A 19,237-nucleotide genomic window follows, 5' to 3' on the forward strand; every position below is an offset into this window, starting at 1 on the left:
GTTGGTCGTTCGGTGGTTATGGCGAAGGGGAAACACCCGGTCCCATCCCGAACCCGGAAGTTAAGCCCTTCAGCGCCGATGGTACTGCACGGGAGACTGTGTGGGAGAGTAGGACACCGCCGGACACTTCATTAAAGGAAAGGCCCCGCCACCATGGCGGGGCCTTTCTTATTTTTGGGAGTTCTTGGGAACGGTGTCGGGGTCGTACTCCAGGCGCTTCCGGATCTTCCAGAAGATGCGGCGCACCCGTCCCCAGGGCGGTGGTTCGACGCCCGTCCTCGCCCACTCGTGCCACCGGGTGAAGAGCTCGACCGTCATGCGGTCGTAGCGCGTTCTGGTGCCGATCTCCTTAGCCCAGTCGATCTTTTCGCCGTCACCAAATGACCGCAGGATGTCCTTGGGCCACGGCTCCTCGGGACATTCTCTAGGGCGAAGCCTGATCACTCTCATCGCACTACCTCCCGTGTATCACTCAGCGTAGCGCCGAGGGCGATGAGTGTCATTGAAACGACGACGAGGATCAGAGCCATCCGCAACGCAAGGCGTCGCTGGGAGATTTCGGAAGCGATTCTGTCCTCATAACCGGTCTTGAGGAGGACCAGGTAACGAGTCGTCTCGGCGGCCTCCTTGGCGAGGTATCGGCGCAGTCGCTTGAGCTCCAGCATGCGCCGACGTGGCCACGGAAAGAACGCGCCGAGGGCTATCACGGCGGCAGCCACCGCGGTGATCCGGCCAGCGGAGACGAATAACCGCTCGTCGTGGCGGGTGAGCGTTATCAGCAAGCCGGTGAACGCGAGAGTAGCCGCTGCCTTCGTGTCGATGCGTTCAGAGGTCTTGTCCTGAGTGTCCAGCCCGCGCTGAGCCTCTTCGTGGACTACAGCCAGCGATGGATCGTCCTTGTGACTCATGGACATCAGGCTGGCGTCCTCGCAGCCGCGGCACCAGGACTTCCCTCTTCTGTGGATAAGTCGACGCAGGCTCTGGTGCGCAGGGGCATTGTTCGTTCTCGGGTTGCCGGAGTGTTGGAATGGCTATCGTCGCCGGCCCAAATGGCTACCCGTAGTTGGGTTTCGGTGGACCACTCGCCGCGTAGAGCGGTCGCCGCTGTTTCGGCTCCTGCGGGTGTACGGGTTGAGGGGTATGACGTTGTCTGCCTTCGCCGTGCTGGTGAGCCTGGAGCCGGCCATCGACGCTTGACCAGGCGATCGCGCTGGTCATCGCCGGGTCAGGGTGCAGCCGACTTGTAGAGGGTGGTCTCGAAGGCCGGTGACAGCCGTCTCAATCGCTCGCCCGGCGGCCTTCTCGACCTACGAGTACGGGTTGGGGGTCGCGAGGCTCATCTTGCCGAGCTCCATCACGTCGTCCTCGTCGTACTCGGCCGGGAGTTCCAGGTCCAGGGCGCGGAAGAGCGCGCGGATCTCCTCGGTGGTGGGCTCCTCGCTGAGCGGCATGTCCCGGACGCGGTGCAGCGGGAGCCGCCGCGCCTGCTGGAGGCTGACGTGCAGCTCCGACTCCCAGCAGTCGTAGGTCGGCGTCCCGCAGTCGATGACCGTGGCGGGGAACTCCGGCCCGCGCTGGGTGATGATCAGACAGCTGTCGGTCAGCTCGTACCGCAGCAGCGAGAACGTGGAGGAGAGCCGCACGTCGATGTCGAGCAGTTCGTACCGCTGCTGGTGCCAGCACGCCGCCAGAACGGTCGCGTACAGCTCACGCCTGGTGCCGTCCATCGTCCAGGAACGTTCGGTGCTGTCGGGACGCGTCGCCAGGCGTTGGTGCAGGGCGACGAACCGGTTGCACAGCGCCTCGTCGGCGGGGTCGAGGATTTCCAGGCGGAACATGAGCGAACGGCGGGCCCGGCGGGAGCGTTCGACGCACTCGGGCAGTGTGACGGCCCGCACGAACGTGCCCGTCGAGCCCTTGAAGAACCACCGGGCCGCGCCCTTGCGCGCCTGCGCCAGGGCCTCGCTGCACTCGTCGCCGGTGACCTCTCGGACCACCGCGCTCCGTTCCAGCCGCACGAGCCGTTCGTTGGCGCGTTCGACGGACTGCAGCACGGCGGCGCCCCGCTCGTCACCGCGCTGCCGGTCGCGCAGCAGGACGATCGCCACGACGGCGAGGGTCGCGACGGTCGCGTTCGCGACGACCTTGCTGGAGGCCACACCGATGACGTCGAGGCCGAGGATCACGATGGCCAGGGTCAGCGCGACGAGAACGTCGATGTACCGGAAGAGCCACTCGAAAGCCCGTTTGATACGCAACCGTAAGCCTCCGGGGGTGAGCCTTGCGTAGCTCCGATCTTACGGTCCGGAAAGGCCTACGGGCTCGGGGTTTCGAGCTCCTTCAGGCAGGCGGCCGCGGCCTCGATCTGGTCCTCGTTGAACACCCGGATGCCCGCGCGTTCCAGCAGCGCGGTCGTGACGCCGTGGCCCGGGACGAGTGTCCCGGCGAAGCGGCCGTCGTAGACGCGGATCGTGCCGCAGGACGGGCTGCCCTCCTTGAGGATGGCGATCCGTGCGCCGGCGCCCCGGGCGGCTTCGAGCGCCAGGCGAGCGCCCCGTAGGAACGCGCCGGTCACGTCGTCGCCGCTGTCGGTGCGGACCGTGGCGGTGCCGTCGAGGACCGCCGAGCCGTCGCCGCCGACGATCTCCGCGGGCGGGCGCGGGACGGGCAGGCCGCCGGACACCTCCGGGCAGAACGAGACCAGGCGTCCCTCGGCCCGCCAGCGCTCGACGATCTCGTCGTTCACGCGCTTGGCGGCGCCGTCGTAGCGCACCGGCCGCCCCAGCAGGCAGGCGCTCACCAGGATCCGTTCCACTCCTTCAGCCTACGACCAGCCCTTGCTCGACCGACCAACCGTCGAGCCCCGCGCGCGCTCGATCTCCGCCCGGCTCCGCTCTGCGGGCGGGTTGCGGCGTGGGGTTAATGGGTGGGTTTGGTGCTGGGGAGCGGGAGTTCAGGAGTTCAGGAGTGTGTCTTGCGTCTCACTGGGCCCTGGCGAATAGTTGAATGGACCCGTAGTCAAGGGACCTCGTTCCGCAGGGAGTCCGGCATGGTCCTGCTCGGCCGTCCGCTCCCGGAGGCGCCGCCGCGGCCGCGTCCCCGGGGTTCCGTCCTGGTGTCCTGGATCACCACCACCGACCACAAGGTGATCGGCTACCTGTATCTGATCACGTCGTTCGTGTTCTTTCTGCTGGCCGGGTTGATGGCGATGGTCATCCGGGCCGAGCTCGGGGAGCCGGGCACGCAGCTGGTGAGCAACGAGCAGTTCAACCAGATGTTCACCATCCACGGCACGGTGATGCTGCTGTTGTTCGCGACGCCGCTCTTCGTCGGATTCGCGAACGTGATCATGCCGCTGCAGATCGGGTCGCCGGATGTGGCGTTCCCGCGGCTCAACATGTTCAGCTACTGGCTGTTCCTGATGGGCGGGCTGATCGTCTTCGCCTCGTTCATCGCGCCGGGCGGGGCGGCCGCGTTCGGGTGGACGGCGTACGCGCCGCTGACGAGCGACATCAGGTCGCCGGGCGTCGGGGCGGATCTGTGGATCATGGGGCTGGCGCTGTCCGGCTTCGGCACGATCCTGGGCGGGGTCAACTTCATTACGACCATCATCGGCATGCGCGCCCCGGGCATGACGATGTTCCGGATGCCGATCTTCACCTGGAACATCCTGCTGACCAGCCTGCTGGTGCTGATGGCGTTCCCGATCCTGGCGGCGGCGCTGCTGGTGCTGGAGTCGGACCGGCGGCTCGGCTCGCACGTGTTCGATCCGGCCGTCGGCGGCGCGCTGACCTGGCAGCACCTGTTCTGGTTCTTCGGCCACCCCGAGGTCTACATCATCGCGCTGCCGTTCTTCGGGATCATCACCGAGGTCATCCCCGTCTTCAGCCGCAAGCCGCTGTTCGGCTACTTCGGGATGGTCGGCGCGACGATCCTGATCGCCGGGCTGTCGATGGCGGTCTGGGCGCACCACATGTTCACGACCGGGCAGGTGCTGCTGCCGTTCTTCTCGTTCATGACGTTCCTCATCGCCGTGCCCACGGGGGTGAAGTTCTTCAACTGGGTCGGAACGATGTGGCGAGGGAAACTGAGCTTCGAGACGCCGATGCTGTTCTCGGTCGGCTTCCTCGTGACGTTCCTCTTCGGAGGTCTGACGGGGATCATCCTCGCCTCGCCGCCGCTGGACTTCCACTTGCAGGACTCCTACTTCGTGGTCGCCCACTTCCATTACGTGGTCTTCGGCACGGTCGTGTTCGCGATGTTCGCGGGCTTCTATTTCTGGTGGCCCAAGATGACCGGGAAGATGCTGAACGAGCCGCTGGGCAAGATCCACTTCTGGTTCCTGTTCATCGGGTTCCACACCACGTTCTTCGTCCAGCACATCCTCGGCGCGCAGGGCATGCCGCGGCGGTACGCCGACTACGCCGAGGAGTTCGTCGTCCTCAACCGGGTCTCGACTGCCGGCGCGTTCATCCTCGGGGTCTCGACCCTGTTCTTCATCTACAACGTCTACCGGACCGCGCGGCACGGCGTCCGGGTGGAGGCCGACGACCCCTGGGGCTACGGCAACTCGATGGAGTGGGCCACGTCCTGCCCGCCGCCCCGGCACAACTTCACGTCGATACCCCGGATTCGTTCCGAACGGCCTGCTTTCGACCTGCACTACCCGAGGCTTTCGGAAGAGGAGGCCAAGCACACCTCCGGCGCCGACGGCTAGCCGTCCGCCTCAAATGGGTATGCGGCGACCTAGAGTGGTCACCTCGTCACGTCCGCCATAAATCGATCACTCTCGGTAATATCGTGACCACATGGTGGAAGGCGAGGGGCGCGACTGGGCCGAATGGCATGGCGCCTATGACGATCCGGGTTCGCCGTTGTCGCGGCGGCTGCGGGTCGTGCGGCAGCGCATCCGGGACGTGCTGGACGAGGCGCCGCCCGGGCCGTTCGTCGCCGTGAGCTCATGCGCCGGGCAGGGCCGGGACCTGCTCGGCGTGCTCGCCGATCACCCGCGCGCCGCCGACGTCGCCGCCCGCCTGATCGAACTGGACGAGCACAACGTCTGCGTGGCGCGGGCCGCGATCGAGGCGGCCGGACTGGCCAACGTCGAGGCGGTGGTGGGCGACGCGTCCCACACCGACGCCTACGCCGGGGTGGTCCCTGCCGACCTGGTGCTGGTCTGCGGCGTGTTCGGCAACCTGACCGACGCCGACATCGAACGGACCATCTCCTTCCTGCCGCAACTGTGCGCGGAGGGCGCGCACGTGGTGTGGACGCGCAACCGCCAGCCGCCCGACGTGACGCCCCGCATCCATCGCTGGTTCGACAAGCACGGCTTCGAGCGACGGTGGTCGTCCCCGCCCGAGGAGGGCGTCTACGGGGTCGGAACGCACCGTTACACGGGTGAGCCGGTGCCGCTCGAACGCGGGGTCAGGCTCTTCACCTTCGTTGGATACGACGCTCTCAGAAAGGGTGCGCCCTGGCCGAAATGACGGAGAACGAGCAGCGCGGACCGTTGGATATCCGCATCGGACGGTGGCCCGCACGACCGGCCATCGTCCGCTCTGGGGTCTCATGCTCTTGAGGACGGCGAACTTCATGCCCTGGCCGGAACACTCCGCCCGCTCCGACTGCGGTAAATCGGTACCGGCAGCGGTCACCTTGCTGACCCTGCTGTGCGCGATCCTTGTCCTCGATCTCGTGATGCCCGGCGCGTACACGGTCATGCCCTTGCTGGTGGCCGTGCCGGCGCTGGCCGCGCTGTCGCCGACCTGCCCGCGCTGCGCGGCGCTCACCGGGGTCGCGGCGCTGCTGGCCGGGGCCCCGCTCGCGCTTATGCACGTACCGACCCGGCCGACGGTCGTGGTGAGCAGCGTCGCGGGCATCGCGATCTCCACGGCGATGATGTGGGTCGCGTGCCGCCGCCAGGAGCGCAGCGACTGCGCGCAGGCCGACCTGCGCGCGGTGCTTGAGGCCATGCAGCGGGCGGTGCTGCGGCCGGTGCCGCGGCGTCTGGGCCCGCTGGCCGCCGAGAGCCACTACCTCGCGGCGGCCGAGCACGCGCACGTCGGCGGTGACCTCTACGAGGGGGTCGCCACGCCGTACGGCGTGAGGCTCATCGTCGGTGACGCGATGGGCAAGGGGCTGAGCGCTGTCGAGAAGGCCGCCGACGTGCTGGGCGCCTTCCGCGAGCTGGCGCACAACGAGACGTCGCTGGCCGGGATGGCGGTACGGCTCGACGCCTACCTGGCGGCCTGCGGGCTTCACGGGGAGTTCGTGACCGCGCTGCTCGTCGAGATCGGCCCGGACGGCCGTACCGCATCATTCGTGTCGTGCGGGCATCCGCCGCCGTTGCTGCTGTCCGGCGGCCGGGTGTCCTTCGTCGACGCCGAGCCGTTCGCGCCGCCGCTCGGGCTGTTCGACCTGGGCGGCTCTTTGGGCGCCGCCACGACCGTCCGGCTCCGCGAAGGCGACCGGCTGCTGCTCTACACCGACGGCGTGACCGAAGCCAGGGACGCGGGCGGCCGCTTCTATCCGCTCGCCGACCGGGTCGCCGGCTTGTACGACGAGAGCCCCCGGGGACTCGTCGGCAAGCTGGTGGACGATCTGCGCGCCCATGTCGGCGGACGGCTCCACGACGACGCGGCCCTGCTCCTCGTCCGTTCCGAACCCGCCGTCGTCCCGGCCCCGCGTCAAGGCGAACGCATCCAAGCCGACCACTGACCACAACCCGCCGCTGCGTACGTACCGCGAGCGGGTGGGGGAGCGCAGAACGGCGCGGGCCAGGTGGAGGCGGTTCGCCGCAGGCCGCCGCAGCCGCCCACCGGCCCGCCTGCGGGCGGGTGCGACTGGCCGCCGGGGCGCCCACAGGCAGGCGCGCGTCGGGCTGCGGTCGCTCAGGTGCGGGCGCGCCGGTTGCGGGGCCCACGGGCGGGCGGCGGGCGCGTGCCGGGCTGCGGTCGCTTGCGTGCGTGCGCGCCGGGCCGCGATCGCTCACGTACGGGCGAGCGACGGGCGCCTGCGGGCGCCTGCTGGAGGCCGCCCGTAGGGTGCGGGGTCCCTACGGGCGGCGCTGGGTCAGGACTTGCCGCGGATCCGGTTGACGGCGAAGGCGGAGGCCTTGACGGCTGCGGCCGGGTTGAGGCGGACGCCGCGCCAGGCGGCGCGGCCGTGGGCCGGGGCCACGATGAGGGCCTGGTTCTTGGCGACGCCGCGCATGATGTCGCGGGCCAGCTTCTCGGCCGTGTAGAGGCGGGGCGAGGCCTTCTTGATGTCCTCCTTGGCGTCGCCGCTCATCGAGGTCTCGGGCAGGTCCGGGTTGACGTTGGTGAGCAGCGGGGTGTCGACGAAGCTCGGGCACACCACGCTGACCTTGACGCCGCGTCCGGAGGCCTCGGCGCGCAGGCCGAGGGACAGGCCCACGACCGCGTGCTTGGTGGCGGTGTAGGGGATGCCCAGCGGCATCGGCACCAGGCCCGCGAGCGACGCGGTGTTGATGATGTGGCCGGACCCCTGCTCCAGCATGATGGGGTACGCGACGTGCACGCCGTGCACCACGCCCTTGAGGTTGATGTCGATGGCGCGGTTCCAGTGGTCGAGGGTGAGCTCCTCGGCCGCGCCGCCGATGGAGATCCCGGCGTTGTTGAAGACCAGGTCGAGCCGGCCGTGCTCGGCCTTGACGCCCTTGTAGAGGTCGGCGACGGCGTCGGCGTCGGTGACGTCGAGGGCGGCGGGGATCGCGCGGCCCCGGCCGAGCGTGCCGAGCCGGTCGGCGACCTTCTGGGCGCCGGTGGCGTTGAGGTCGGCGACGATCACCGTGTCGCCGCGGTCGACCAGGGACGTGGCGATCGCACGGCCGATACCGGATGCGCCTCCGGTCACGATCGCGATGTTCATGGGCGTGGCTCCGCTCGAAGTCGGGATCCCACCGGGAGGAGGTTCCGGGCCGGGGCGGAGGGGGGGAGTGGCCCCGGCCCGGAGTGCGCGGTGGGAGCGTCGTGCTAATTGGATCAGTTGTTAATTACGTGAGTTTACTGGTCGGTAGCGATGTCGTGTTGTGCCTTGAGGATGTTTTTCGTCACCGCGCTTGTCCGTCCAGCTGGAACTCGGCGGGGGAGAGCTTGCGGGTCCGCAGCCAGTAGTCGATGGTCGACGCGGGCCACGCGGCCCGGTTGACGCCGTTCTTGTCGAGATACCAGCTGGAGCAGCCGCCCGCGACCCATACGGCGCCCGCCGACTTGCGCTGGACCCACTCGTTGAACCGGTCCTGCGCGCTGGGGCGCACCGAGATCCGCGCGGCCCGGCTCGCGTCCAGCATCCGCAGGCACTGCAGGACGTACCGCACCTGCGCCTCGATGATGAAGATCATTGAGTTGTGGCCGAGGCCGGAGTTGGGGCCGAGCAGCAGGAACAGGTTGGGGAAGCCCGCCACCGTGACGCCGAGATGGGCCTCGATGCCGTCCCGCCAGGCGTCCTGGATCTTCAGGCCGTTCCGCCCCACGATGTGCGCGTTCTCCATCGCGTCGGTCACGTGGAACCCGGTGCCGAAGATGATCGCGTCCACCTCGTGCTCGCGGCCGTCGCGGGTCACGATCGAGTGCTCGCGGATCTCGGTGATGCCCTCGGTGGTCAGCTCCACGTTGGGCCGCATGAGCGCCGGGTAGTAGTCGCTGGACACCAGCGTGCGCTTGCACCCCATCGTGTAGCCGGGGGTGAGCTTGCGGCGCAGCTCGGGGTCGGGGACCTGGCGCCGGAGGTGCCAGGCGGCGAGGTTGCCGGCCGCCTTGATCAGCTTCGGGTTCGTGAACCCGAGGACGAAGCTCTCCTGCAGCAGGTAGATGCCGTTGCGGTAGCCGCGCTGCACGCCCGGCACCCGCCTGAACAGCGCCCGCTCGACGCCCGTGACCCGGCGGTCGGGCTTGGGCATGATCCACGGCGGGGTGCGCTGGAACACCGTCAGCGAACGCACCCGCTTGGCGATCTGCGGGACGAACTGGATCGCCGACGCGCCGGTGCCGATCACCGCGACCCGCTTGCCCGTCAGGTCGTAGGAGTGGTCCCACTCGGCGGAGTGGAACGTCGTGCCCTCGAACGAGGCCAGGCCGGGCAGGTCGGGGACGCTCGGCTGGTGGAGCGGTCCCATCCCGGCCGCCAGCGCCCGGCCGCGGACGATCTCACCCGCCTCGGCACCCGGCCCTTCGAGGCTGAGCCGCCAGGTGTCGGTGTCGTCGTCGTACTCCGCGCCGGTCACCTCGGTGCCGAACCGGATGTGCTGCGCCAGGTCGTACTTCTCCACGCAGTGCTTGATGTACGCCAGCAGCTCGTCCTGCCGGGGGAACATCCGTGACCAGTCGGCCTTGGGCTCGAACGAGTAGGAGTAGAGCAGCGACATGATGTCGCAGGCGCAGCCCGGGTAGGTGTTCTCGCGCCAGGTGCCGCCGACCTCGTCCGCCTTCTCCAGCATGACGAAGTCGTGCGTGCCGGTCTTCTTGAGCCCGATCGCCATGGCGAGACCGGAGAACCCGGTGCCGACGATGACGACCTTGTAGGCCTCGCCTGGGCCCGCCGCGGGGGTGACGGCCATGGCTAGGCGGCCTTGGCCTGCGCGCCGCCGCCGGTCTTGGCGGCGGCGCCGCGGACCTGGGGCGTGTCCCAGATGCCGAAGGCCTTCCACACCAGCTTGTTGCGGCGGTTGATCAGGCCGAGCTCGGCCATCAGGTCACGGATCTTGCCGACCGAGGCGCAGATCTCCGCCTGGGCCGCGGGGTTCTTGTACGCCTCGCGGACGACGTCCTTGGGGATGTTGAAGTGACGGACCATCGGGCCGGGCGGGGAGAGCATGATCCGCGCCATCACGCCGAGGATGATCGGGGTGGCCACGCCGAGGATGCGCCGGCGGACGGGGTTCATGTTCGGCACCCGGTGCTTGAGGTAGTGCCGGGCGAACGAGATGTGCCGGGCCTCCTCCGCGATGTGGATCTTCATGATCGTCTCTTCGAGCGGGTGCTTGATGTGCCCGCCCTTGAGGGACTTGCGCTGCACGTAGTCGATCGGGTCCTCGCCGCCGAGCACGAACACGAAGAACAGCTCGGTGTTGACCAGCGGGATCCACGGCGCCACCTGGGCGACCGCGCTCAGCGCCCGCGGCATGCCCTTGATCGGCATCCCGGTGCGGTTGACGAACTCCTGGAACATCATCCCGTGGTGACATTCCTCGGTCGTCTCGTGGTAGACGTACCGGAACTCCGGCCGCCCGTTCGGCAGCCGGTAGGCGTAGTTGAGCAGGCCGCGCTTGAGCAGGTTCTCGAACTGCAGGCCGATCTTCATGGCGGTGGCGACGCGCCACAGCCCGATCTGCGACTGGATCTCCGGCGGCTGCGACTTGTACCACTCGGTCTCGCCGAGCCGGTCGAACGGTGGCAGCACCCAGCGCGGGTCGTTCCTGTCCACCTGGAACTCGGGGTCGTCCCAGGGGATGTCGGCGTAGGCCTCCCAGTGCTTGTCCACCGAGGCCTTGTTGAGCCGGTCGATGACGCCGAGGTAGGACTTCTTGTCCTTGACCTGCTCGCGCACTTCCTCGGCGAGCTCTGTGGGGGCTTTCGTCATGTCGGGCGCTCCCTTGGGGCGATGTCTGTCAATGTCGCAATAAATCGGTCACGGCCGGAGTGGTCGGGTCTCGGTCGGAGCGGGATCGGTCTGGTCGGACTGGGGCGGGTCAGGCGGTCAGGAGGGTCAGGCGGTCAGGCGGGTCAGGCGGTGTCGTCCGGCGGCGGCGCGGCCGCCTGCGGCCCAGTGCCCGTGCCAGTGTCGGGTCCGGTGCCTGGTCCGGCGACGCCGGGGGCGGGGATGATGAGCCGGGCGACGCTCTTGACCTGCGCCAGCACGGCCGCCTGGTGCCCGTCGGCGTCGTCGTCGAGCGCGTTCTGCACCGACAGGCCGACGAACATCGCGAAGATCCCGCGCAGCATGGTCGGCACGAAGTCGTCCGGCAGCGTCGTGCTCGGGAACAGCCGCTCGAACGTCTCCAGGATCACCTGGAGGATGCGTTCGTTGAGGTCGCGGCAGAGCGGGCGGAGCTCCTCGTCGGTGCGGGCGGCGACCGCGAGCTCCATCAGGGCCTTGGCCGGGCGGCCCCGGAAGACCTCCCAGAGCAGGTCGAGCGCGCCCTCGACGTTGCGCCGTTCGGGCGGCAGGATCGCGAACGCGGTCTCGTACGCGATCCGCTGCGCCTCCAGGAGGTGTTCGAGCGAGGCGGCCACCAGCACCATCTTGGTGGGGTAGTGGTGCTGCTGCGCGCCGCGCGAGACCCCCGCCCGGCGGGCGACCTCGGTCGTGGACGTACGCGACCACCCGAGGTCCACCAGGCACTCCATGGTGGCCTCCAGCAGGCGCGCCTGCGTGCGCGACCGCCGTTCCTCCTGGGTCCGGCGGCGGCTGCTGCTCCCACTGTGCCTGCGCGAATGGCGCCGGCGGCTGCTTACTGACACAGCTATGACGGTACGAGCGCACTTACAAGCAAGCAAGCCTGCTTGTATGTTGCGCGCATCACAATTGGACGCCCGGTCAATGAACGGGCCCTACGCCCGGGGGCGTAGCGGCGCGGCGGCATGTGCGCCGGAGGGCGCAGCGATGATGCCTCTCCTCACCCGACGACGCCCCGGGAACCCTGCGACGACGATCCCCGCATGCAGAAGCCAGCGATGGGAACGCAGTGATGGGAAACGCAGGGGAAGCAAGGCGTGCCGTCCACGAGACGGGCGCGACGCGGGGTACCGGCGCGACGAGGCGTACGGGGGCGACACGGGCCGGCGCGACGCCGACCGGCGCGACGAGCGCCGGTACGGCCGGGGCCCGCACGATCGGGCTCACCAAGGTGTACGGGTCGGGTGACACGGCCGTACGCGCGCTCGACGGGGTCAGCGTGGAACTCCCGAGCGGCCGGTTCACCGCCATCATGGGGCCCTCCGGGGCCGGGAAGTCCACGCTCATGCACTGCGTCGCCGGGCTCGACTCGGCGACGTCCGGGCAGGTGTTCGTGGGCGACGAGGAGCTCGGCGCGCTCTCGGACCGGCGGCTGACCCGCCTGCGGCGGGAGCGGATCGGGTTCGTGTTCCAGGCGTTCAACCTCATCCCGACGCTCACCGCGCGGGAGAACATCGTCCTGCCGATGACGCTCGCGGGCACCAGGCCGGACGAGGAGTGGCTCGCCTCGATCACGTCGGTGCTGGGACTCGGCGACCGGCTGCGGCACCGCCCGTCCGAGCTGTCGGGCGGCCAGCAGCAGCGGGTGGCGCTGGCGCGGGCGCTGGCGACCCGGCCGCAGATCGTCTTCGCGGACGAGCCCACCGGCAACCTCGACTCCCGTTCGGGCGCGGAGGTGCTGGGGCTGCTGCGCGAGGCGGTGGACGACCTGCGGCAGACCGTGGCCATGGTCACCCACGACCCGGTCGCGGCGGCGTACGCCGACGCGGTGATCTTCCTGGCGGACGGGCAGGTCGTCGACATCATGACCGACCCGACCGCCGCCCGCGTCCTGGACCGCATGGGTGAGCTGGGAGGCAGGTCATGACCGGGCTGGTGGTCAGGGAGCTGTGGGGTCACCGGCGGCGGCTGGCCGGCTCGCTGGTGGCGGTCTTCCTCGGGGTGGCGTTCCTGACCGGGACGCTGGTGCTCGGCGACACGCTCGCCAAGAGCATCGACCGCTTCTTCGCCAACGCCTACGCGGGCACCGACGTCACCGTGCGCAACGCGACCACCGTCACCGACATGCCGGGCATGCTGCGCGGCGAGATCGACGGCTCGGCCGTGGAGCGGGTGCGCGGTGTCGCGGGCGTGGCGGTGGCCGAGCCGGTCGTGCAGGCCTCGGGCCAGCCGCTGGCCGCTGACGGCAAGATCATCGAATCCCAGGGGCCCCGGATCGCCGGGAACTGGATCAGCGATCCCGAGCTCAACCCGTACCGGATCATCGACGGCCGCGCGCCGCGGACCCCGGACGAGGTCGTGATCAACCGTGCCACCGCCGACCGCGGGAAGCTGACGGTCGGCGACCGGACCGCGGTGCTCACCCCGCGGCGCGTGCCGGTGACCGTGGTCGGCATCAGCAAGTTCGGCGATGACGACGGCTTCGGTGACACCTCCTTCACCGCGTTCACCCTGGAAGGCATGCGAAAGCACGTGACCCAGGGCGACGGCAAGGTGACCGCCGTGACGATCCGGGCCGCGTCGGGCGTCTCCCAGGACACGCTCGCCGAACGTGTCCGCCCCGTGCTGCCGTCCGGCGCCGAGGCCGTCACGGGCGACGACCTGGCAGCCGAGGACCGCGACCGGGTCGGCCAGTTCCTCGGGATCTTCCGGACGGCGCTCGCGGCGTTCGGCGGCGTCGCGCTGCTGGTGGCCGCGTTCAGCATCCACAACACGTTCGCCATCACGGTCGCCCAGCGTGTCCGCGAGTCGGCGTTGCTGCGCGCGGTCGGCGCCTCCCGGAGGCAGATCCTCACGCTGGTGACCGCCGAGGCGCTGACGATCGGCGTCGTCGCGACGGCGGCCGGGCTGGCGGGCGGGCTCGGCTGCGCGGCGCTCCTGAAGCTGCTGTTCGCGAGCTTCGGCATGGGGTTGCCCGCGCAGGGTCTGGTGATCGGCATCGGCACGGTGCTGATCGCCGCGCCGGTCGGCCTGGTCGTCACGCTGCTGTCGGCGCTCGGACCGGCGGTGCGCGCCGCGAAGGTGCCGCCGCTGGCCGCGTTGCGCGAGGTCGCGGCGGAACGGCCCGGCCCGTCGGAGGCGCGGCTGGTCATCGGATCGGTGCTGGCGGCGGTCGCCGTCGGCGGCGCCGTCTGGGGCGCGCTCGCCGAGTCGATGGCGATCGCGGGCGCGGCGGCGCTGATGTGCCTGATCGTGATGGTCGTGCTCGGTCCCGTGGTCGCCCGTCCGGCCGCCGCGGTCACCGGCGCCCCCGCGGCCCGCTGGCGCGGCGTGCCGGGCGTGCTCGCCCGCGGGAACGCGACGCGCAGCCCGCGCCGTACCGCCGGGGCGGCGACCGCGCTCATGGTCGGGGTCGGCGTCGTCACGCTGATGACGGTCTTCGCCGGATCGCTGCGCGCGTCGGCCGAGGACGGCGTGGCCGGGTCGTTCCACGGCGCGCTCGTCGTGAACGCCGGGTCGAACGACCAGGGCGGGTTCAGCCCGCAGGTCGCGGACGAGGTCGCGCGGCTGCCGCAGGTTGCGAACGCGGCGGGGCTCGGGCAGGGCGCCGTCCGCGTCGGCGCCGACAACGCCGACGTACGGATCGCGGATCCGGCGCGTCTCGGCAAGGTGCTCACGCTGGACGTGGAGGACGGCGGCAGCCTCGCGACCGCCGACACCTTCGCGGTGTCGCGGGACGCCGCCGACGACCACGACTGGCGGGTCGGCTCGGCCGTTACCGTGACGTTCGCGAACGGCTCCAGGCAGACGTTCACGATCGGCGCGATCTACCGGAAGGACGATGTGGCGGGCGACTACCTCATGCCGCGCACGGCCTGGAACGCGCACAACCGCCAGGCCCTCGACCGCGTCGCGTTCGTCGAGCTCAAGCCCGGTGCCTCGGCGGCCGATGCCCAGCGGGCCATCGAGACGCTGGTCAAGCCGTACGGCGCGCCCACGGTGCAGGACCGGGAGGCCTATGTCGCCGCCCAGACCGAGCAGATGGACGCCTTCCTCGGCATCGTGTACGCGATGCTGGCGCTGGCGATCATCATCGCCCTGCTGGGCATCGCCAACACGCTGGCGCTGTCGGTCCACGAACGCACCCGCGAGCTCGGCCTGCTGCGGGCGGTCGGCGCGACCCGTGCCCAGGTGCGCTCGATGGTGCGCTGGGAGTCGGTGATCGTCGCCCTCTTCGGCACCGCCGGTGGCGTCGGCCTCGGGGTCTTCCTCGGCTGGGCGCTCACCCGGGCGCTGGGCAACCCGTTCGCCGCGCAGGCCCTGCCCCTGGCGATCATCGTGCTGGTGGGCGCGCTGGCCGGGGTCCTGGCGGCGATCCGGCCGGCCCGGCGCGCCGCCAGGCTGGCCGCCCTCACCGCCATCGCCGCGCCGTGAGGACCGCTCCATGGACCACCGCCGCGCCGTAAGGACGGCCCATGGACCACCGCCGGCTCGTGGCGCCCGCCACGAGGCGGCGGACGGCTTGCGAGGCGGCGGACGGCTTGCGAGGCGGCGGACGGCTTGCGAGGCGGCGGACGGCTCCCGGGGCACCGGCTAGATTGGTCTTTCATGCAGGTGAACCAGTCGTCGAAGCTCACCAACGTCTGTTACGACATCCGCGGGCCGGTCCTCAAGCGGGCCAAGCAGCTGGAGGCCGAGGGGCAGCGCATCCTGAAGCTGCACATCGGCAACCCGGCCCCGTTCGGCTTCGAGGCCCCGCCCGAGCTCCTCCAGGACATGATCCGCAACCTGCCGGAGTCGCACGGCTACAGCGACTCCAAGGGAATCCTGTCCGCCCGCCGCGCGGTGGTGCAGCGGTACGAGCAGCAGCACGGCCTCACCGGCGTGGACGTCGAGGACGTCTACCTGGGCAACGGCGTCTCCGAGCTGATCGTGATGACCCTCCAGGCCCTGCTCGACGACGGCGACGAGGTGCTGATCCCGGCCCCCGACTACCCGCTGTGGACGGCGGCGGCCTGCCTGGGCGGCGGCACCCCCGTCCACTACCTTTGCGACGAGGGGGCCGACTGGGCCCCCGACGTCGCCGACCTCGAGTCGAAGATCACCGACCGGAGCCGCGCGCTGGTCCTGATCAATCCGAACAACCCCACCGGCGCCGTCTATCCCCGTCCCGTCCTGGAACGGCTCGTGGAGGTCGCCCGCCGGCACAACCTGATCATCTTCGCGGACGAGATCTACGACCGCATCCTGTACGACGGCGCGACGCACACCTCGATCGCCTCCCTCGCGCCCGACCTGTTCTGCCTGACGTTCGGGGGCCTCTCCAAGAACTACCGCGTCGCGGGCTTCCGCTCCGGCTGGGTGATCCTTTCCGGGCCCAAGGAGCACGCCGAGTCGTACATCGAGGGCCTCGACATCCTCGCCAACATGCGGCTCTGCCCCAACGTCCCGGGCCAGCACGCGATCCAGGCCGCGCTCGGCGGCCACCAGTCCATCGAGGACCTGGTGCTCCCCACCGGCCGGCTGGGCGAGCAGCGCGACCGCGCCTGGAAGCTCCTCAACGACATCCCGGGCGTCTCGTGCGTCAAGCCGCAGGGTGCCCTCTACGTCTTTCCGCGCCTCGATCCCGAGATGTATCCGATCGAGGACGACATGCGTTTCGCTCTCGACCTCCTAGAGGAGCAGAAGCTCCTGGTCGTCCAGGGCAGTGGCTTCAACTGGCCCTCCGCCGACCACTTCCGCGTGGTCACCCTTCAGCACGCCGACGAGCTGGAGGAGGCCATCGGGCGCATGGCCGACTTCCTGCACTCCTACCGCCGCTGAGAGACCAGGGCGGTCGCCCAGAAGCTCCGTGCGTAGGTCTGCTGGGCCAGGACGGCCTGCCCGCTGGTGTTGGGATGGAAGTAGTCCCAGCCGCTCACGTGGGAGAGGGCGAACGGATAGGAGAAGACCGCGTTGCCGTCGAAGCGGCAGTTCGCCCCGTACTCGGCGCACACGGTGGCCTGCACCTGGTTGAAGGCGATGACCCGCTGGCGGACCCGGTCACGCCGGGCCGCGTCGGCCGCGGCGGTGGAGGTGGGATTGGCCAGCATCGACTGGCAGATCCCGAACGTCGACCAGGCGGTGCGGGCCGCGGCGCTGGTGCGGCCGACCTCCCAGAGGCGTTTGATGTCGGGGACGCTGGCGACGAAGACGAGCGCGTTCGGCAGCCCGGACCGCAGCGTGCTCATCGCGGCGCGGAACCGGGTCTCGTAGTCGGCGACCGAGGTCATCGTGGACTCCGACGACGTGCAGGCGTCGTTGGCGCCCATGAGGACGGTGACGTAGCCCGCCTGCTGGGACACGGCCGTCTGCGCCTGTCCGTTGAGGTCGGCGATCTTGGCGCCGGAGCGGGCGTCGTTGTAGGCGGTGAGCGCGCTGTTCTGGGCGCGGAGCCGCAGGTAGTGGCTGTTGACCTCGCCGGTGGAGCCGGTCGACCAGGAGCGGCTCGGGCAGTCGGTGTACCAGCCGCAGGCGTTGAACGCGCGGGTGATGGAGTCGCCCAGCGAGGCCATCCGGGCGGGGACGGGGGGAGCGGCGACGGTCTGGGCTCCGGCGGCCGTCCGGGCCGCGGTGGCGGTGGTCCGGGCCTCTGCGGTGGCGGGGATCGTGAGCAGTCCGGTCGTGAGGACGGTCGCGGCGGCGGTGGGTACGAGACGACGGCGTGAGGTCGGACGGCGGTGTGAGGTCGGACGACGGCGTGAGGTCGGGCGGCGGCGTGGGATCGGACGACGGGGTGGGTTCGTGCCCACGGGGTACCTCCGTGCGAGGGAAACGGAAGCTACGTTCTTGCGGCGCCGATGTGAGTGTGAACGTCGTTCCTGTGGTTAACAAGACCTAGTTGCGAAGAATGTCTAGTTAGAGAGGCTGGTCGTTGTCGGGCGCCTGCGGGCGAAGGTGCATGGTGCCGTCGCGCGGCGGCGTGTCGTGGGAGAGGACCTCGACGCCGGGCCTGCCCGCCACGACCCGGAACACGGCGGCGGTCTTGACGGCCGTGCCGGTCTGCCTGCGTACGGTGTCGACGACGCGCAGCCTGCTGGTCAGCAGGCCGGGCCGGACGTCGCACACCAGGTAGCCGCGGCGCCCGTCCCAGTACTTCCAGTGCGGGTTGTCGGCCCGCAGCGGGTCCCAGCGCCCGTGGAACTCGACCTGGTCGGAGTCGCCGCCGGACGAGATCGACGTGCCCGTGAACTCGGCCCCGACGACCCGGGAGGCCGGGTCGTCGAAGTCGAGCTTGAGGTCGGAGACCCAGGTGGCGTGCCGGTCGCCCGTCACCACGATCGGATTGCGGACGCGGCCGGAGCCGAAGAGCCGCATGAGCCGCGCGCGCTGGGCGCGGTAGGCGTCCCACTGGTCCCACTCGCCGAAGCTGCGGCCGGGGCCGAGCGTCCCGTCGGTCTGGGCCATCATCACCTGGTTGGCGAGGACGTTCCAGCGCGCGACCGAGCGGGTCAGGCCGTGGGCGAGCCAGCGTTCCTGCTCGGCGCCCGTGATCGTGGCCGTGGGCAGGTTCGCCTGCCGCTCGTCGGCGGGCTGGTCGCTGCGGTACTGCCGGGTGTCGAGGACGTGCAGCGACATCAGGGTGCCGTAGTCGAGCCGCCGGTAGAGCTGCATGTCGAGCCCGCGCGGGAGCGAGCGGCGACGGAGCGGCATGTGCTCGTAGTACGCCTGGAACGCGGCGGCGCGGCGGGCACGGAACCGCTCGGGCGTCTGCACTGCCGGGTCCTGCGGGACTTCATCCGCCCAGTTGTTGTCGATCTCGTGGTCGTCGAGCGAGACGATCCACGGGTAGGCGGCGTGGGCGGCCTGGAGGTGCGGGTCGGTGCGGTACTGCCCGTGGCGGTTGCGGTACTGCTCAAGGGTGTACGGCTCGTCCGTGCCCTCGTGGACCCGCACGCCGTTGGTGGACGGCCGCGTCTCGTAGATGTAGTCGCCCAGGAACGCCACGAACGCCAGGTCCTCGTCGAGCATGTGCTCGTACGGGGTGTAGTAGCCGTCCTGCCAGCTCTGACAGGAGGCGAACGCGAAGCGCAGCCGGCGCAGGGCGGCGCGCGGCCCCGGAGCCGTACGGGTCCGGCCGACCGGAGAGATCTCCCGTCCGGCCCGGAAGCGGTAGAAGTACTCCTGGTCGGGCGCCAGCCCGTTCACCTCGACGTGCACCGAGTGCCCGAGCTCCGGCCGCGCCACGGCCTGTCCCGTCATGCGGCCGCGCCGGAACCGCCTGTCCCTGGCGACCTCCCACCGGACGGCGACGGTCTGCGATGGCATGCCGCCGCCCTCGACGGGCGCGGGTGCCAGCCGCGTCCACAGCACGACGCCCTCCGGGCTCGGATCACCTGAGGCGACGCCCAGCGTGAACAGGCCGCTGGGCACGGGCGCGCCGGCGGCCGTCCGGACTCCGGCGCGGGCACCGGTGACCGGGTCGAAGAGGACCGGGCCGACGAGCCCGCCCGCGGTCACGGCACCGGTTCCGGCGAGGAACCGGCGCCGGGGAAACGGATGGGATCCTGTCATGCCCCCACCTCCGGGCTCGGGTCCGGTCGCCGAAGACCGTCAACGT

The 19,237-nt window shown here is 70.3% G+C and carries 16 protein-coding genes and 1 rRNA gene; 7 read left to right on the forward strand and 10 right to left on the reverse strand.

Annotated features, from left to right (window positions below):
- The first annotated feature begins 8 nt into the window (after positions 1 to 8).
- Positions 9 to 125 (forward strand): 5S ribosomal RNA (gene rrf, locus ABD333_RS07105).
- Between the two features lie 43 nt (positions 126 to 168).
- Here rrf and ABD333_RS07110 read toward each other — a convergent pair.
- The 4 genes from ABD333_RS07110 to ABD333_RS07125 form a co-directional block, all read right to left on the reverse strand.
- Positions 169 to 450, reverse strand: coding sequence for a hypothetical protein (locus ABD333_RS07110; protein WP_344538898.1), 282 nt, complete (start codon positions 448 to 450; stop codon positions 169 to 171).
- Complete coding sequence (locus ABD333_RS07115) at positions 447 to 908, reverse strand: hypothetical protein (RefSeq protein ID WP_344538900.1); 462 nt, start codon at positions 906 to 908, stop codon at positions 447 to 449. The genes ABD333_RS07110 and ABD333_RS07115 overlap by 4 nt, the downstream gene beginning before the upstream one ends.
- A gap of 399 nt (positions 909 to 1,307) precedes the next feature.
- Entirely contained in the window at positions 1,308 to 2,258 is a 951-nt protein-coding gene (locus ABD333_RS07120; RefSeq protein WP_344538902.1) for a hypothetical protein, read from the reverse strand.
- 56 nt (positions 2,259 to 2,314) lie between these two features.
- Complete coding sequence (locus tag ABD333_RS07125; protein ID WP_344538904.1) at positions 2,315 to 2,815, reverse strand: 2-thiouracil desulfurase family protein; 501 nt, start codon at positions 2,813 to 2,815, stop codon at positions 2,315 to 2,317.
- A gap of 234 nt (positions 2,816 to 3,049) precedes the next feature.
- Here ABD333_RS07125 and ctaD point away from each other — a divergent pair, with 234 nt between their 5' ends.
- The 3 genes from ctaD (at position 3,050) to ABD333_RS07140 (ending at position 6,720) form a co-directional block, all read left to right on the forward strand.
- A complete protein-coding gene (gene ctaD, locus ABD333_RS07130; RefSeq protein ID WP_344538906.1) occupies positions 3,050 to 4,717 on the forward strand; it encodes an aa3-type cytochrome oxidase subunit I in 1,668 nt (555 codons plus the stop codon).
- Positions 4,718 to 4,808: 91 nt separating this feature from the next.
- A complete protein-coding gene (locus ABD333_RS07135; protein ID WP_344538907.1) occupies positions 4,809 to 5,489 on the forward strand; it encodes a class I SAM-dependent methyltransferase in 681 nt (226 codons plus the stop codon).
- A 106-nt stretch (positions 5,490 to 5,595) separates the two neighbouring features.
- Entirely contained in the window at positions 5,596 to 6,720 is a 1,125-nt protein-coding gene (locus ABD333_RS07140) for a PP2C family protein-serine/threonine phosphatase (RefSeq protein ID WP_344538909.1), read from the forward strand.
- Positions 6,721 to 7,074: 354 nt separating this feature from the next.
- Here the strand turns inward: ABD333_RS07140 and ABD333_RS07145 are convergent, their stop codons facing one another.
- The 4 genes from ABD333_RS07145 to ABD333_RS07160 all read right to left on the reverse strand — a co-directional run bounded on the left by ABD333_RS07145 (position 7,075) and on the right by ABD333_RS07160 (position 11,483).
- Positions 7,075 to 7,893 (reverse strand): SDR family NAD(P)-dependent oxidoreductase, encoded by an 819-nt coding sequence (locus tag ABD333_RS07145; RefSeq protein ID WP_344538910.1) that lies wholly within the window; start codon positions 7,891 to 7,893, stop codon positions 7,075 to 7,077.
- A gap of 181 nt (positions 7,894 to 8,074) precedes the next feature.
- Complete coding sequence (locus ABD333_RS07150) at positions 8,075 to 9,580, reverse strand: flavin-containing monooxygenase (RefSeq protein ID WP_344538912.1); 1,506 nt, start codon at positions 9,578 to 9,580, stop codon at positions 8,075 to 8,077.
- A 2-nt stretch (positions 9,581 to 9,582) separates the two neighbouring features.
- The gene (locus tag ABD333_RS07155) at positions 9,583 to 10,602 is read right to left on the reverse strand and encodes an AurF N-oxygenase family protein (protein WP_344538914.1); all 1,020 of its coding nucleotides are present in this window, start codon (positions 10,600 to 10,602) and stop codon (positions 9,583 to 9,585) included.
- A gap of 143 nt (positions 10,603 to 10,745) precedes the next feature.
- A complete protein-coding gene (locus tag ABD333_RS07160; protein WP_344538916.1) occupies positions 10,746 to 11,483 on the reverse strand; it encodes a TetR/AcrR family transcriptional regulator in 738 nt (245 codons plus the stop codon).
- 227 nt (positions 11,484 to 11,710) lie between these two features.
- Between ABD333_RS07160 and ABD333_RS07165 the strand changes: the two genes are divergently transcribed.
- The 3 genes from ABD333_RS07165 to ABD333_RS07175 all read left to right on the forward strand — a co-directional run bounded on the left by ABD333_RS07165 (position 11,711) and on the right by ABD333_RS07175 (position 16,461).
- Positions 11,711 to 12,565, forward strand: coding sequence for an ABC transporter ATP-binding protein (locus tag ABD333_RS07165; RefSeq protein ID WP_344538918.1), 855 nt, complete (start codon positions 11,711 to 11,713; stop codon positions 12,563 to 12,565).
- Entirely contained in the window at positions 12,562 to 15,072 is a 2,511-nt protein-coding gene (locus ABD333_RS07170; protein ID WP_344538920.1) for an ABC transporter permease, read from the forward strand. Before ABD333_RS07165 ends, ABD333_RS07170 begins: the two co-directional genes overlap by 4 nt.
- Positions 15,073 to 15,246: 174 nt before the next feature.
- Positions 15,247 to 16,461 (forward strand): pyridoxal phosphate-dependent aminotransferase, encoded by a 1,215-nt coding sequence (locus ABD333_RS07175; RefSeq protein ID WP_344538922.1) that lies wholly within the window; start codon positions 15,247 to 15,249, stop codon positions 16,459 to 16,461.
- Here the strand turns inward: ABD333_RS07175 and ABD333_RS07180 are convergent.
- Positions 16,449 to 17,429 carry an SGNH/GDSL hydrolase family protein gene (locus tag ABD333_RS07180; RefSeq protein ID WP_344538924.1) on the reverse strand — a complete coding sequence of 327 codons (981 nt, stop codon included), beginning with the start codon at positions 17,427 to 17,429 and terminating at the stop codon, positions 16,449 to 16,451. The two genes, ABD333_RS07175 and ABD333_RS07180, sit on opposite strands and share 13 nt — an antisense overlap.
- Before the next feature lie 106 nt (positions 17,430 to 17,535).
- Positions 17,536 to 19,191: an alkaline phosphatase D family protein gene (locus ABD333_RS07185; protein WP_344538926.1), complete on the reverse strand. Its 1,656-nt coding sequence runs from the start codon at positions 19,189 to 19,191 to the stop codon at positions 17,536 to 17,538.
- Positions 19,192 to 19,237 lie beyond the last annotated feature (46 nt).

Origin of the sequence: Actinomadura fulvescens (genome assembly GCF_039533225.1) — a bacterium.
GTDB classification, from domain to species: Bacteria; Actinomycetota; Actinomycetes; order Streptosporangiales; family Streptosporangiaceae; genus Spirillospora; species Spirillospora fulvescens.

What these genes read in the sequence shown, in the direction of transcription:
- ABD333_RS07110 (WP_344538898.1), bottom strand. Translation starts at nt 450, where the DNA reads ATGAGAGTGATCAGGCTTCGCCCTAGAGAATGTCCCGAGGAGCCGTGG.
- ABD333_RS07115 (WP_344538900.1), bottom strand. Translation starts at nt 908, where the DNA reads ATGAGTCACAAGGACGATCCATCGCTGGCTGTAGTCCACGAAGAGGCT.
- ctaD (WP_344538906.1), top strand. Translation starts at nt 3,050, where the DNA reads ATGGTCCTGCTCGGCCGTCCGCTCCCGGAGGCGCCGCCGCGGCCGCGT.
- ABD333_RS07135 (WP_344538907.1), top strand. Translation starts at nt 4,809, where the DNA reads ATGGTGGAAGGCGAGGGGCGCGACTGGGCCGAATGGCATGGCGCCTAT.
- ABD333_RS07140 (WP_344538909.1), top strand. Translation starts at nt 5,596, where the DNA reads ATGCCCTGGCCGGAACACTCCGCCCGCTCCGACTGCGGTAAATCGGTA.
- ABD333_RS07145 (WP_344538910.1), bottom strand. Translation starts at nt 7,893, where the DNA reads ATGAACATCGCGATCGTGACCGGAGGCGCATCCGGTATCGGCCGTGCG.
- ABD333_RS07150 (WP_344538912.1), bottom strand. Translation starts at nt 9,580, where the DNA reads ATGGCCGTCACCCCCGCGGCGGGCCCAGGCGAGGCCTACAAGGTCGTC.
- ABD333_RS07155 (WP_344538914.1), bottom strand. Translation starts at nt 10,602, where the DNA reads ATGACGAAAGCCCCCACAGAGCTCGCCGAGGAAGTGCGCGAGCAGGTC.
- ABD333_RS07165 (WP_344538918.1), top strand. Translation starts at nt 11,711, where the DNA reads ATGGGAAACGCAGGGGAAGCAAGGCGTGCCGTCCACGAGACGGGCGCG.
- ABD333_RS07170 (WP_344538920.1), top strand. Translation starts at nt 12,562, where the DNA reads ATGACCGGGCTGGTGGTCAGGGAGCTGTGGGGTCACCGGCGGCGGCTG.
- ABD333_RS07175 (WP_344538922.1), top strand. Translation starts at nt 15,247, where the DNA reads ATGCAGGTGAACCAGTCGTCGAAGCTCACCAACGTCTGTTACGACATC.
- ABD333_RS07185 (WP_344538926.1), bottom strand. Translation starts at nt 19,191, where the DNA reads ATGACAGGATCCCATCCGTTTCCCCGGCGCCGGTTCCTCGCCGGAACC.